Annotated in this window: 13 protein-coding genes and 1 pseudogene; 10 read left to right on the top strand and 4 right to left on the bottom strand. The window is 65.2% G+C overall.

Going from position 1 to position 14,009, the window contains the following annotated elements; genetic code table 11:
* Positions 1-125 precede the first annotated feature (125 nt).
* Complete coding sequence (locus tag JWN03_RS01290; RefSeq protein WP_297608370.1) at positions 126-842, bottom strand: TetR/AcrR family transcriptional regulator; 717 nt, start codon at positions 840-842, stop codon at positions 126-128.
* Between the two features lie 80 nt (positions 843-922).
* Between JWN03_RS01290 and JWN03_RS01285 the strand changes: the two genes are divergently transcribed.
* Positions 923-2,116: an FAD-dependent oxidoreductase gene (locus JWN03_RS01285; RefSeq protein WP_297608368.1), complete on the top strand. Its 1,194-nt coding sequence runs from the start codon at positions 923-925 to the stop codon at positions 2,114-2,116.
* The gene (locus JWN03_RS01280) at positions 2,113-2,502 is read left to right on the top strand and encodes a nuclear transport factor 2 family protein (RefSeq protein ID WP_297608366.1); all 390 of its coding nucleotides are present in this window, start codon (positions 2,113-2,115) and stop codon (positions 2,500-2,502) included. The genes JWN03_RS01285 and JWN03_RS01280 overlap by 4 nt, the downstream gene beginning before the upstream one ends.
* Before the next feature lie 45 nt (positions 2,503-2,547).
* Here the strand turns inward: JWN03_RS01280 and JWN03_RS01275 are convergent, their stop codons facing one another.
* The 3 genes and pseudogenes from JWN03_RS01275 to JWN03_RS01265 all read right to left on the bottom strand — a co-directional run.
* On the bottom strand, positions 2,548-3,222 hold the full coding sequence (locus JWN03_RS01275; RefSeq protein WP_297608363.1) for a TetR/AcrR family transcriptional regulator: 675 nt from the start codon (positions 3,220-3,222) through the stop codon (positions 2,548-2,550).
* 43 nt (positions 3,223-3,265) lie between these two features.
* Entirely contained in the window at positions 3,266-4,600 is a 1,335-nt protein-coding gene (locus JWN03_RS01270; protein WP_297608422.1) for a cytochrome P450, read from the bottom strand.
* Positions 4,601-4,702: 102 nt separating this feature from the next.
* Positions 4,703-5,623: pseudogene (locus JWN03_RS01265) on the bottom strand (oxygenase MpaB family protein); the annotation flags it as partial.
* Between the two features lie 402 nt (positions 5,624-6,025).
* Here JWN03_RS01265 and JWN03_RS01260 point away from each other — a divergent pair.
* From JWN03_RS01260 to JWN03_RS01225, 8 genes are read left to right on the top strand one after another with little or no spacing between them, the layout of a single operon-like run.
* Complete coding sequence (locus JWN03_RS01260; RefSeq protein ID WP_441342921.1) at positions 6,026-6,874, top strand: MlaE family ABC transporter permease; 849 nt, start codon at positions 6,026-6,028, stop codon at positions 6,872-6,874.
* The gene (locus tag JWN03_RS01255; protein WP_297608357.1) at positions 6,874-7,740 is read left to right on the top strand and encodes an ABC transporter permease; all 867 of its coding nucleotides are present in this window, start codon (positions 6,874-6,876) and stop codon (positions 7,738-7,740) included. The genes JWN03_RS01260 and JWN03_RS01255 overlap by 1 nt, the downstream gene beginning before the upstream one ends.
* Before the next feature lie 5 nt (positions 7,741-7,745).
* Entirely contained in the window at positions 7,746-8,798 is a 1,053-nt protein-coding gene (locus JWN03_RS01250; RefSeq protein WP_297608355.1) for an MlaD family protein, read from the top strand.
* The gene (locus tag JWN03_RS01245; protein ID WP_366914356.1) at positions 8,795-9,802 is read left to right on the top strand and encodes an MlaD family protein; all 1,008 of its coding nucleotides are present in this window, start codon (positions 8,795-8,797) and stop codon (positions 9,800-9,802) included. Before JWN03_RS01250 ends, JWN03_RS01245 begins: the two co-directional genes overlap by 4 nt.
* A complete protein-coding gene (locus JWN03_RS01240; RefSeq protein ID WP_297608352.1) occupies positions 9,790-10,869 on the top strand; it encodes an MlaD family protein in 1,080 nt (359 codons plus the stop codon). Before JWN03_RS01245 ends, JWN03_RS01240 begins: the two co-directional genes overlap by 13 nt.
* Before the next feature lie 2 nt (positions 10,870-10,871).
* On the top strand, positions 10,872-11,972 hold the full coding sequence (locus JWN03_RS01235) for an MlaD family protein (protein WP_297608349.1): 1,101 nt from the start codon (positions 10,872-10,874) through the stop codon (positions 11,970-11,972).
* Complete coding sequence (locus JWN03_RS01230; protein ID WP_297608346.1) at positions 11,969-13,027, top strand: MlaD family protein; 1,059 nt, start codon at positions 11,969-11,971, stop codon at positions 13,025-13,027. Before JWN03_RS01235 ends, JWN03_RS01230 begins: the two co-directional genes overlap by 4 nt.
* Positions 13,024-14,001: an MlaD family protein gene (locus tag JWN03_RS01225; protein ID WP_297608344.1), complete on the top strand. Its 978-nt coding sequence runs from the start codon at positions 13,024-13,026 to the stop codon at positions 13,999-14,001. Before JWN03_RS01230 ends, JWN03_RS01225 begins: the two co-directional genes overlap by 4 nt.
* The last annotated feature ends 8 nt before the right edge of the window (positions 14,002-14,009 follow it).

Here is a 14,009-nt window from a genome sequence, read left to right as displayed (position 1 = left end):
GTAGAAGCTGTTTCCCGCCGAGGCAAGGGGTGCCGCCGAACATGGCGGGATCGATTGCCGTGTGGCGTAATGCGTTGGGGGAGAGTGGCCGTCGATCAGTGGGGATCGTGCAGTCGGATGGCTGGCTACTCGCCGGTCAGACGGTCGCGGGCGCGGTCGAGGTCGGCGATGACCGCACGGGCGGCGGCCGCTGACGTACCGGTGTCCGGCGCGGTCTCGGGTTCGAACGTGCGGTGGATGGCGGTAGCCAGCAGATCCGCCTGTCGTGCCGGATCGGGGGTGTGCTCAGGTGAGACGGCGTTGCCGCCGAGGAAGAAGCCGGTGATGATCGCGTCGATGGCGTACACCTGATCCGATTCGGGCCCGTCGTCGACCAGGAGCCGGTGCCGGCGCAGGGTGGCGACCAGGTCGGCGAGTGTGGTGGGTACACCGAGTACTTCGGTCACCGGCTGCCCGTTGGGTGCGACGGCCAATGCTCCCAGGACCTCGCTGTTCCCCTCGTGGATCGCGCGCGCCAGCGGGTTGCGGCGGCGGCCGAGAAAGAGATCTCGAAACAGGTTGTGCGGCAACGCGAGGGTGGGATCGCGACGGATGCCGTCGATCAGATCATCGAGCTGGGTCGCGCACTCTCGCTGCAGCAACGTGGTGAACAACTGCTCCTTCGTCTTCCAATGCAGATAGACGGTGCCCTTTCCGACACGCGCGTGCCGGGCGATGTCGTCGATGGTGACCCGCTTGTAACCCCAGGAAAGCAGCAGTTCGTGCGCTGCGGCGAGGATGCGCTCGGCCCGATCGGACTCCGCGGCGGATCGTTCGGCGCCCGAGGCATGGTGTGCGGTCATGACAGCAGGATCCCATATCGAAACTATCTGACCCAATTGCTAATCTGGTCACATAGTTCTCTGGCACGTACGATCGGGCAATGAGCTCATCGAGGTCGACGTCATCGAAACCCACCGCGGGCAAGCGCGTGCTGATCATCGGCGCCGGCATCTCCGGCATGGCCACCGCGCTGAGCCTGCATCGGATCGGCTGGGAGCCGGTGATCATCGAACGGTCCGCGCAGCGCCGCACCAGCGGGTACTTCGTCCGTTTCGCCGGTCCCGGCTACACGGCCGCCGAGTCGCTGGGCATCCTCGACGCGATCCCGGACCGGCGTGACCCCGCCGGCCGCATGTACGAGGTGGATCGCAGGGGCCGCGTCACCCCCGGACTGCCGCTGCCTGGGCGCGGCGACGGCACGCCGATGCGGATACTGCTGCGCAGCGATCTCGAGCGCGTGCTGTACGAGGCTGTCCGGGGCATTGTGGAGATCCGGTTCGGCACCCGGCCCGTAGCCATCACCCAGAACCGCGACACCGTCGTCGCCACCCTCGACGACGGGACTGTGGAGACGGCGGACCTGCTGGTCGGCGCGGACGGCACCCATTCTACGGTGCGTTCGCTGGTTTTCGGTCCCGAGGATCTCTATCGGAGGGACTTCGATCATGTCCTGGCCGCCTTCGCGATGGACGGTCAGCTGCGCGGGCTGAACCCGGGCGATTCGATCGTGGCATCGGACGCTGGGCGTTCGGCATGGTTGACCAGCTTCCGTGATCATCCGCCGGTCGCCTTCCTGCTCTATCGCACCGCGTGGCCGGCCGCGGAGGTTCGCAAGGAACCTGCCGAGGCGTTGCGGGCGGCGTTCGGTGACTTCGGGGGAACCCACGTGCCCGCCATGCTGGACTCGCTGGACTCGGCGGAATCGACGTTCTTCGACATGGTCAGCCAGATCAAGATCAACCGCTGGAGCGAGGGGCGGGTCGTGCTCGTCGGCGACTCCGCATGGTGCATGACCTCGCACTCCGGCCAGGGCTCCGGTATGGGCATCGCGGGCGGCGAGCTGCTGGGCCGTCTGCTGGCCGAGCGGCCCGGCAATATTGCCGCCGTGCTCGGCGACTGGGAGCAGCAGCTGCGTCCCTTCATCACCGGTCAGCAGCGCGGCGCGCTGCTGATGCGCCATTTCTTCATGCCCGCCAACCGTTTCGGCAGGGTCGCGCGCAGCACCCTCATCAGGGTCGCCGCCAGTCCGGCGACCGCAGCGATCGCACGCGCCGTGCGCAGGAGTCACAGATGAGGATCGGTATGTCCACGCCACCGACCACGGTTCTCGACCGCTATGTCGGCCTGGCCGACCGGGTAATCCTCGACCCCTCGATTCTGGAGACCGAACTCGCGAACATCTTCGCGCCGAACGCGTCGGTGGACCTCCATGGAGCACCGGTCGTCGGCCGCGCCGCGATCGTCGACTTCTATCGCCGGTTCGTCGGTGCGTTCTCCGAGGTGAAGCACGTCTGGCGGACCACGGTCAACCCGGACGGCACCTTGCGCGCCGCGTGGGCCGCCTCGTTCCACACCATCGATGGCCGGGTCAGCGCCGTCGCAGGAGTCGAGACCGCCGAAGTGAACGCGGATGGACTGATCACGTCCCTGGTGAACGAATTCACCATTCCGCCCGCCTGAATACTCGGCGGCGCTTCAGCAGCGCCGCCGCGCGTGCCGCTGTCGTCAGTCGCCGCGGGGCGGTGCGATAGCGGGAGCCGTTGTCCGGGAATCGATGTCGATCGGGCGGTAGTGCGCGCCGGTGAGGACGAAGTCGACGATGCGTTCGGTGTAGGTGTCGCGCGTGTCCGCGAGGGCGGGCAGTTTATCGGCCGGCGTCGACAGCACGTGGTTGGTGAGGATTCCGCCCACCGCGTCGAGGATGAGGGCCGGCGAGGTGCCCTGGGGAAGCTCGCCGCGGGCGATGGCGCGCAGCACGATGGACCGGCCGACCTCGGTGCGCCGCCGGCCCATTCGTTCCATCTCGCGGCCGAACACTTCGGGATAGACCCGCGCCTCGACCATGGCGCGCAGTACCACCAAACTGTCGGGAGCGAGCAGATCGTCGAGTATGAGCCTGGCCATGATGATCAGTTCCGAACGCACCGATCCGATCTTCACGTCGGGGTGCGGCTTGTCCTCGTAGCGTTGGGCGAGGGCGGCCACGATCAGCTTTTCCTTGCTGCCCCACCGGCTGTAGAGCGCGGCCTTGCCCACTCGGGCGCGGCGGGCCACGATATCCAGGCTGAACCGGGCCCAGCCGACCTCGGCATATAGGTCCAGCGTCGCGGCGAAGACCCGGGATTCGAGGTCGGGGTCCGGCGGACGCCCGGGGCCGGATCTCGCCGGGGCAATAGACATGCCGCCTATTTTGCCAGCAAATCGCTTCGGACCCCGGCACCGCTCACTTGGTATACGGCATCAGTCGAACGGGTAGGCCGTCCTTCGGGACCGGCAGGGTGCTGTAGTCGAGCTCCCACCGGTAGCGCGGCGGCACCGTCCACTGCTTGGTCAGCAGCAGGTTGTGCATGATCGTTTTGATTTCCAGCTGCGCGAAGTACAGGCCGATGCATTTGTGCACGCCGCCGCCGAAGGGCATCCAGGCGAACTTGTGCGACTTGTCTTCGGCGCGTTCGGGGGAGAACCGGTCCGGATCGAACTTCCGGGGGTTCGTCCACAGCTCCGGATTGAAGTGATTGGTCATGGCCAATGCGCCGACACGGGTGCCCTTCGGCACGAAGTACCCGTCGATCTCGGTGTCCTTGACCGCCTCGCGGACCAATCCGGGCACCGGAGCATTCAGCCGCAGTGCCTCCTTCATGACCTTGTCCAGCACCGTGAACTGCGACAAGTTGTCGTAAGTGACGTCGGCCGGCAGCTCCCGGGACTGCGCGCGGGCCCGGCTCTGCCATTCGAGGTGCCGCGAAAGGTAATAGGACATCGTCGTCATGGTGATGGTGGAGGTGTCGTGTGCGGCCATGAGTAGGAAGATCATGTGGTTGACGACGTCTTCGTCGGTGAAGGTGTGGCCTTCGTCGGAGCTGATGTGGCACAGGGTGGAGAACAGGTCCGGTGTCTGCTGTGCGCGTTTGGCGGGCAGGTGCTGATACATGAACTCTTCCAGCACTTTTCGACCGGCCAGGCCGCGTGACCAGCGAGTGCCCGGCATGTCGTATCGGATCAGTGCCATGCCGGCGTCGACGCAGTCGATGAAGGCTTTGTTGATTCGGTCGGCTTCCTCGCGGGAGAGTTTCAGGCCGAGGAAGATCTCCAGCGCCACATCCAGGGTGAGCTTCTTGAATTCGTCGAGCAGCCGGATGTTGTCGCCTTCGGGGAATGCGGCGACGCGCTGCTGGATCAGGGGCTGCATCTGTTCCAGGTAGCCCTTGAGGCGGTCGGTGGTGAAGGCCTGTTGCAGGACGAGTCGGTGGTAGCGGTGTTCTTCGAAGTCCATGAGCAGGAGGCCGCGGCGGAAGAATTTGCCGATCATGAAGCCCCACGCGGGCGCGGAAGCGAAGGCCTTGTCCTTGTTCAACGCCACTGCCTCGGCCGCGGGCGCGGACAACGTATCCACGAACTTGCCGATCGGAGTGATGTTGTAAGTGATATCGCCGAATTTCTCGCGCCGTGGCTCGATCGTCCGCCGGGGATCTCGGCGCATCCACCACAGCTGATGCAGCGACGGAAAGCCGCCGTAGATCGGCTTCAATCCGCTGCCCGGTGGCGGGCTCGCCAGTATCCGGCCGGATACGGTCCCGGCACTCCGCGGTTTCGCCTTGTCGGCCTTCGGTGTCGTCCTGTTGCCCGACGGCAGCGCCGGCGGTAGGTCGTTTCCCTTGCCGTTGTAGAACTTTCGCGGATCCACACCCGTCCGCTCCCACGCCTCGGCCGCCCACGGCGTAAAGAGAAAGCGGATCGGCAGCCGGTTGAACAGCGGGTTCAGCGTGCGCACGGTGGCGGCGAAGCGCTGAAAACGCTTCTCCTGCTTCTCATCCCACTCCAGGCCGCAGACGTCACGCATCTGCTGCGGCAATGTTCCGACGACGATCAGGCGCGCGGCCGCATTGAGTGGCGGAGCCAGCACCGTCCAGACGGGTACCGGTATCTGCTGCGGCCGGGGTATGCCCTTGCGGAGGTAGCCCGTGGCGTATCGAATCGTCTTGGTCGGCACGAACTTGTCCAGCATCGTGTCCCAGTAGGAGAGGAATTCCTCGTAGGTCTTCGGCTGGCCGCGATCGCTGATGCCGTACAGCGAGAACCAGACCTTGCCCTCCTCGAAGATCTGCACCTTCTCCTCGTAGGACAGCCGCCGGATGAAGGTGTCGGTAATGTAGAGCACCTGGTCGACGAAGGTGGCGTGCGCCCAGTAGAACAGCTCCGGATTCATTGCGTGGTAACGCGATCCGTCGCTGATCGTGCCCTTGATCGGCCGGTGGAAGTCGCGGACCGTACGGCCCCAGTAGAACGGGTCCGCGGAGTAGACCGTCTGCATGATCGGTGGCCCGGTGCGCCGGCCCCGGCCGATGGTGTCGGCGAAGAACTCCGAGTGGTCCTCCACCGCCTTGCCCAACTGCTCGATGCAGTTTTCCGTCCCGGCGACCCGCTGGTAGCTGAACAGGCCGCGGATGTCGCCGTAGAACTTCCAGGTCAGAGTATTGGGCCCGAGTCGCGGTGAATCCTGCGAGATATCGTCATCGCCCACCGGCATGGGTAGTGCTTCCCGGATGTCGCTGTCGAATTTGGCACCGTCGAATGTGGTCATGGCGCCGTCCTTCCGTGGGGCAGTGTGACAAAGTTATTCAAATGTGTCACTGATGGTGGCAGCGAGCTCAGCCCGCGGACCGGGGTCCGGCGCGAGTTTTGCTACCAGGGGTATCAGATACCTATGGTCAGATATTGCTCCTCGAAGCCAACGGCGTCAAGCGTGTGGTAGCGCCGTAAATGAGTGACCGTGCGGCCGTTGGCGATTGAAATGCCATCGCCCTCTTGACCTTTGGTTGTGACTGGGAGCACACTTCACACCCATCGGTATCAGATACCGACGGAACCCAGATTTACCGCCGTGAGTTGACCTGCCGCCCGGCGTGCGGTCCGGCTGCACGCAGGTGCTGTACGGCGCGGATTCGCCCCAGCTTCACACGAGGGAGGTCACACAGCAGTGGCCATACGCATAGACGTCGATCCACCACCCGAGACCAGTTCGGCAGCCCGGATAGTTCGGCAAAATGTCTCGGACACAACACTTTCCGCGCTGCGCACCTTCGGCCGCGTGGTCGATATGGCGCTGGAGGTGGTCCGCGGCGGTGTGGCCGATATGGTCACCGGCAAGTTCCAGTGGCGGGAAATGGCTTGTCAGGCTTGGTATCTCGTCACGGTCACGGCAATTCCGGCGATCCTCATGGCCGTGCCGTTCGGCGTTGTCGTCTCGGTACAGGTCGGTAACCTGATTCACCAGCTCGGCGCGGACTCGCTGATCGGCGCGGCCAGCGGGCTCGGCGTCATTCAGCAGGGTGCGCCGATGGCGACCGGACTGCTGCTCGGCGGCGCCGGCGCTTCGGCGATCGCCGCAGATCTCGGGGCCCGGACGATCCGGGACGAGATCGACGCACTGCGCACCATGGGCATCAGTCCGGTGCACAGGCTGGCCATCCCGCGGGCGGCCGCGATGCTGATCATCGCCCCGCTGCTCAATATTCTGATTATTTTCGTCGGCATCGTCGCCGGCTACGTGATCGCCATCGGGCCCGAGCATGTCACGCCGGGAAGTTACTGGGCGACCTTCGGCTCCTTCACCGCGCTCACCGACCTGTGGATTTCGCTGGTGAAGGCGATGCTGTTCGGCTTCATCGTGGTGATCGTGGCGTGCCAGCGCGGGCTCGAGGCCAAGGGCGGCCCGCGCGGGGTGGCCGACGGCGTCAATGCCGCCGTGGTGCTGTCGGTCGCCGGGATCATCGTCGTCAACCTGGTCATCACGCAGATCGTGACCATGTTCCTGCCGGTGCGGGTGGCGTGATGACGGCTACGCCCTACTCCCCGCGCGGCCTGCGCTGGGTCTACCGCCTGGCCCGCGAGCGTTCCCGCCTGTGGACGCCGTTCGAATCCCTGGGATTCGTCACGGCGTTCATCTGGGAGGCGCTGTCCTCGGTGCCGTTCGCGGTGCGCCGGTATCGTGCGCAAACCCTGCGCACGATCACCGACATGACCTGGGGTCGCGGCTCGATTATCGTCGGCGGCGGCACGGTCCCGGTGCTGGTGATCCTCGGCGTCGCGATGGGCGCCGGGATCGGCATCCAGACCTTCGCGACACTGAACATGATCGGCCTCGGCCCGGTGACGGGCGTGGTATCGGCGTTCGCCAATACCCGTGAACTCGCGCCGATCGTCGCGGCGATCGGATTCGCCGCGCAGGCCGGTTGCCGGATGACTGCGGAGATCGGCGCCATGCGGATCTCCGAGGAGATCGACGCGATCGAATCGCTCGGTTTGCGCTCGGTGCCGTTCGTCGTCACCACCAGAATCATCGCCGGCGCCGTCGCCATCGTGCCGACCTTCGTGATCGCGCTGATCTTGAGTTACTTCGCCAGTTCGACGGTCGTGGTCGTGCTGCACGGCGAAGCGTCCGGCGTCTACGACCATTACTTCTTCCAGTTCACCAGCGGTTACGACCTGCTGGCGTCGGTGGTGAAGATCCTGGTATTCGGGATTGCGGTGATCCTGATCCATTGCTACTACGGCTTTTTCGCCTCGGGTGGACCCGAGGGAGTCGGCATTGCCTCCGGACGCGCGGTCCGTGCGAGTTTCGTGACCATCATCATTCTGGACATGGTGCTGACCCTCGTGCTGTGGGGCGTCAACTCCGCGATCAAGTTTCCCGGGTGATGGGAATGCGCAACTACACCATGCCCGGTACCGCGGTCAGTGCTCGCGGTGCGCGGATCGTCGGCACCGTCATTGTCGCCGTCGCCGTGGTGATCGCGATCGCGATGAACGTGATCCCGGGTCCCTCGGCCGGCGACCGGCTGCGGATCCGGCTGCGCACCGAGCAGACCGCCGCGGGAATCTCCGGCGGCACCGAGGTGCAACTCGATGGGGTGCAGGTCGGCACGGTCGTCCGGATAGCCAGTATCGAGCAGGGCCGCCAGCAGGACATCACCCTCGAGCTCGATCGTGCGCAGACGGCCGGACTGACCGATCATTTCGATGTCGACTACGCCCCGGCGAATCTGTTCGGCATCACCGCCCTGATCCTGAAACAGGCAGGGTCGGGTAATCCGCTGCGCGACGGCGCGATCGTCGATCTCACGGGGAGTGCTTCCGGCCGGGTGACCGACCTGACTCTCGAGCGACTGCTGCGCATGCTGTCCGACACCACCAGCAAGGTGCTCACGCCCCAGCTGACCGAGCTGCTGACCACCGCCAGCGGCGACCTGAAGCGATTCACACCCTTCCTGCAGTCGGTCGTGACACTGTCCCAGACCGTCTCCGATACCCAGCGCTACCTGCCGTCCTATCTGATCGACCAGTACGGATCGCTGATCGGCGGGATCGGGCAATTCTCGTCGGCCATCGTGTTCCTGATGAAGAGCGTGCTCGATATCGACATCTTCAAAACCGATCGGGCTTTTTACGACGAGAGCATCGATATGCAGGCCAACGGGCTGTTCCCCGCCATCGCCGGATCGATGAATATCGTCGGTACTTACCTGCACGACACCACCGACAGTCTCGTGCCGCTGATGCAGGCCGTGGCCGCCGCAGTTCCCACTCCGGCCACCTCGCGGGCGCAGCTGACCGAGCTGATCGATCGGCTCGACCGCATGTTCACCGACACCCCGGATGGCCCCGCCCTGAATGTCGAGGTGATCGTGCAGAACATGCCCGGCTTGTTCGTGCCGCTGCTCGGGCAGCAGCCACTCGTACCGGGAGGGACACGATGACCCGGATGTCGCTACGGGCCGCGCTGCTACGCCTGGCCGTCTTCGCGGCCGTGATGATTGCGCTGCTGGTGGTCGTGGCGCAGGCGATCCAGCGGCCTGTTCCCGGCGAAACCACTACCTTCCGTGCGGTTTTCACCGATGTGAGCGGTCTGAAGAGCACCGACATCGTCCGCATGTACGGCGTGCCGGTGGGCAAGGTCACGCGAATCGCGTTGAGCGACAACAAGGCCGAGGTGGAGTTCACCGTGTTGCGGGCCCACCCGATCTACGACGCCAGCGTGCTGGCGATCCGGTACCAATCGCTGACCGGGCAGCGCTATGTCGATATCCGGCAACCCGACCAGCCCGGTCAGCGGCTGGCGTCCGGCGCCACCATCGATACCGGCCACACCGTCCCGTCGTTCGATATCACCCAGCTGTTCAATGGTTTACAGCCGGTGCTGCGCGAAATTTCACCCGGCGCCATCAATAAATTCGCTGAGAACGTGCTCGCGGTGATCCAGGGCGACGGATCCGGTATCGGTCCCGCGCTCGATTCCCTGCAACAGCTCAGCCAATACGTCAGTAATCGGCAGGCCGTGATCTCCACGATCATCGCCAATCTGGCCGCCCTTTCCGGTGCCATGGGTGGCCGCTCACCGTATTTGACCACCATGCTGACCGGCCTGGCGGACGTGGCCAGTTCGTTCCAGACCCAGCTGGACGGCGTACTGGACTTCGCCGCCGTCGCACCCGACACGCTCGCGCCACTGAACGCCCTGATGGCGGACCTGGGATTCACCGAACCCGATAATCCCGACCTGCGGCGGCTGTTCCCGGACCCGCAGGCGGCCGTCGACCTGCTCGGAAAACTACCGGGCCTGCTGCAGTCCCTCGACGCGATGCTCCCGAATACCGGTCCGGCCCAGCACGTGGATCTCGCCTGTAGCAAGGGGCAGGCCGAGGTTCCGGGCGTCATCCAACTACTCATCGGTGGGCAAAGGATAGCGATTTGCAACAGCTGAGAAATCGAGCGAAGGCGGCGATCCGAACCCGCGTCGCCGGAAAACGGTGGCAGCCGGCCATCTTCCGCGCCGGGCGGCGCGGCCGCACTGCCGCTGCGGACGAGCGCCGGCAGCTGCGCCTCGGCATTGTGGGTGCCGGGTTACTGGCTTTCGTGCTGCTCGCCGCGGGGGTGATCTATGTGCTGCCGCTCGACCGAGTCACCTACTCTGCCGATCTCACCGAAGCCCAGTCGCTGACGACCGGTGACGAGGTGCGCGTGGCCGGTATCGCGGTCGGCAAGGTCACCGGGCTGCAACTGCGTCCCGGGCGGGTGCGGATGACCTTCACCGTGCGCAAGAACGTCTTCATCGGCGACCAGAGCACGCTGGATATCCGGATGCTCACCGTGGTCGGTGGCCACTATGTCGCGCTCGTTCCGGCGGGCTCGAACATGTTGGGTAGCAAGGTCATTCCGGCCGACCGCGTGCACCTGCCCTACAGCCTGATGCAGTCGATGCAGGACGCCGCGAAACCGGTTGCCGAGGTGAACGGCGACACGCTGCGTCAGAACGTCCTCGAAATGCAAGCCGCGCTGAGTCGCAGCCCGGACGCGCTGCGCGATATGGGCCGCGCGGTGCAATCGCTGGTCACGGTCCTGGACAAACAGAATGCCGATGTCTCCCAGGCGCTGGCGGTGAGTGACGAATTCCTGACCGCGATCGACAACACCAAATCGCTGATCGGCACCTTCGTGCGGAAGCTCGGCGTGATCGAGGTCCAGACATTGAACAAGAAGGCCGAGATCGCCGAGTCGTTGCGGGTGACCGGTGAGCTGATGGCTCGGCTAGAGGCGATCGAACCGACCTGGTATCAGGTGATCGAGCCGGTCCTGCATCAGCTCACCCTCGCCACGCCCCAAATGCAGCAGCTGCTGGGCAAATTCGACCAGGCGGTGGCCACCGTGCAGGACATCCGTAACCGGCTGCAAGCCGCGGTATCGGCGAAAGACGGTGTGACAGTGGATCAGTCGGGCGTCACGATCATCGCGCCGGCCGTGTGTGTTCCGGTACCGGGACGGGGGTGTTGAGAATGAAGCGAATTCTCGCAACCCGCGGTTTCGTCTCCGTCGCCGGTGCGGCCGTGCTCGCGGCCGTCGTCGTTCTCGGCTACTTCGTCGTGGCGAATCCGACCCGGCCGACCCGGTCGTACTGCGCGATCATGCCCGATGCGGTGGGCCTCTATCCGCATAATCACGTGACGATTCGGGGGATACCCGTCGGCGCGGTGACTCGAATCCAGCCGGACGGCACCGGAGTTCGCGTCGATTTCGATATCGACGCCGAATACCCGCCGCACGGTGAGGTCTCCGCGACGACCGTTTCCGACACTCTGCTCGCGGATCGCAATCTGGCGGTGCTGGGTGACGACAGTGCGCCACAGCCGTGGCCGACCGGCCAGTGCATCACGAAGACGTTCACACCGAAGAGCCTGTCCGAGTCCCTGGGAGCCTTCTCGAAGCTGTCGCACGAACTCGGCGACGGCGACACCCCCGGCTCACCGCGCATCCAGCAGAGCGTCGCGGCCGTCGAGGCCGCGACCTCGGGTACCGGCCCGGCGCTCAATACCCTCATCAACCAGCTCGGTGCGGTACTGCGTGCTCCCGATGCCGCGATCGGCCACATCGGCGCGCTCATCGATTCCATTCAGTCCCTCGCTGACAGCGTCGACCACAACTGGGACGATCTGAAGCTCATGATCGTCAACGCCAAGCCCGGCGTGGACATGATCAACAGCATCTGGACCACGAGCGTGGGACTGCTGACCTCGATGGGGTCGGTCTTCACCTGGTTGAACGAAATCATCCGGGAGTACGGGCGGCCGATCCTCGGCGGGATGGATTCGGCCGGTCCCGACCTGAAGCTGCTGAGCGCCCAGATCGGCACCATGCAACAGCTCGTAGGCATGATCCCGCCGATTGTCGGCGCATTCCAGCAGGTCATCGATCCGCAATCCGGGCAGGTGCGCGTCACCTACGCGCAGCCCGCGGTGGCCCTGCCGCAGCCGAACGCCGACCAGGTGTGCGGCGTGCTCAACGCGCTCGCGCCGGGTGGGTGCACCGACGGCGCGGACGGGTTGGCGCACATTCCGCTGGTGCCCTTGGTCCTCGGTGTGGCGGGAGCCGGGCGATGACGGCGCGAATCGGCAAAGCCGTTGCCACGCTGGCGATTACCGCGGTCATCGGTACCGGCTGTGGGTTTGATCCGGGCCAGATCCCGGTGCCGGGGACGTCGGTCTCCGGGCCGACCTACCGGATCCGGATCGAGTTCGCCAGCGCACTCAACCTGCCGACCCAGGCGAAGGTCGTCGTCGACGGCGCCCGGATCGGCACCCTGCGCGGTGTCCGGGTCAGCGACCCCGGACCGAGTCATCCGGGGCACGTCGTCGCCGATGTCGATATCTCGAGTTCGGTGCACCTGTCCGGCAGTACCGTCGCGCAATTGCGTCAGGACACCATTCTCGGCGACACCTACATCGGGCTGAGCACACCGGCCGGACCGCCCGGTCCGGTGCTAGCGCCGAACGGCACCATTCCGCTCAGCCAGACCAGACCCGCATTACAGATCGAGGACCTGATGGCCGGCCTGTCGACATTCGTGACCGGCGGAGCCATCCAGCAGTTTCAGGACATCGTCGACAACATCAACTCCGTCATGCCGGACAACCCAGAGCAGACCGCGCACATCTTCGCGGTGGTGGGCGGCGATATCGAGGACGTCGCCCATCATCTGGATACTGTCGACAGTTTTCTCGCCTCCCTACAGCAGACCCTGGATGCGACCCTCGGCAATCGCGATGCGCTACAGGCGATTTTGTCCGAGCGCGGAGCGGCCGACATTCCAGCCGACATGAATTCACTCATTGCCACCCTCGGCATCCTGGGTGGGATGGGGGTAGATGCCCGCTCCATCCTGTGGCTCGGCAACATTCTGAAGGCCGGCGACGCCACGGCCAAAGCCGTTGTCCCCCTGCTGCTGGCCAACGATCCGCTGAATCTCGACGCCCCGTCCAATCTCAACCGGATCGTTGCCCTGTTGCGCGACAAGATTATTCCGTTCGCGGAGCGAGGGCCGAAAGTGAACCTGACGCGCGTATCCACCGAACCTGCTCCGGGACAGTCGGTTCCGCAGAACGTCCAGATCGACAGCATTCTCGCGACATTGCGGATGATCGGAGCGGCCCGATGAACTCCAAACTCAGCTCGCTGGGTTCCCTGCTGGCCATCGCGATCATTCTCGTTCTCGGCGTGGGCTATCTGACCTTCGGTGTGGCGAAAGTCGAGTGGGCCCGATCGCCGCTCACCGTCACGATGAATCTGCCCGATTCCGGTGGCCTGCTGCCGCGTTCGAAAGTCCTGCTGTCCGGGATCGAGGTCGGCCGAGTGGCCTCGGTCCGGCACACGCGGACGGGCGTCGCCGTCGAATTGCGGCTCGACACCCGCTATCGGGTGCCGGCGACCGGGACGGCGCGGATAGAGAGCATGTCCGCGCTCGGCGAGCCCTACGTCGAATTCGTCCCTGCCACACCGAACGGGCCTTACCTGCGAAACGGTGCGATCGTGGACGCGGACAAGGTCAGCCTGCCGGTGTCGATGCCCGCACTTGCCCAGAGTGTCACCACGGTGCTGCAGCAGGTGGATCCCGACGCGATCGGATCCATCATCGGCACCTTCAATACGGCCTTCGCCGGCACCGAAGCGGTGATGCCGCAGCTCACCCGATCGACCAGCCTGCTCGCGGCGACGCTGCTCAGCCGCACCGATGTCATCCGGAGGATGCTGATCGCGTTGCAGGGCAGGGCCGACGATATGGCATGGGCCGGCCCCGATCTGGCCGCCGCCGCCGATCCGTGGCGTCAGTTCGGTCCGCGGGTCGGGCAGATGGTCGACGTGATGACCCAGAACGCCCGGGCCGACGACGGGCCCGCCGGTTTCCTGGTCAACACTCCCGAATCCATCGGTCTGGTGCCGTTCTTCACCGCCCTCGGCGAGTGGTTCAAGAAGTACGGAGCCGACGTGGCGCAGCTGACTCCTGCCCTGCAACCGCTGATTGCCAGTGCGACCGACGTGACCTCGAAGTTGGACATCAGCGCATTGATCGAGCAGGCGCTCAACGCCACCAGCCCGGACGGCGCGCTCAGGCTGCAAATCAACACCAAATAGAGCTGGAG

It is taken from the genome of Nocardia sp. (assembly GCF_025465275.1).
GTDB lineage: Bacteria > Actinomycetota > Actinomycetes > Mycobacteriales > Mycobacteriaceae > Nocardia.
Note: the sequence above shows the minus strand (reverse complement) of the source record. Positions and strands in the feature narration are given on the sequence as shown.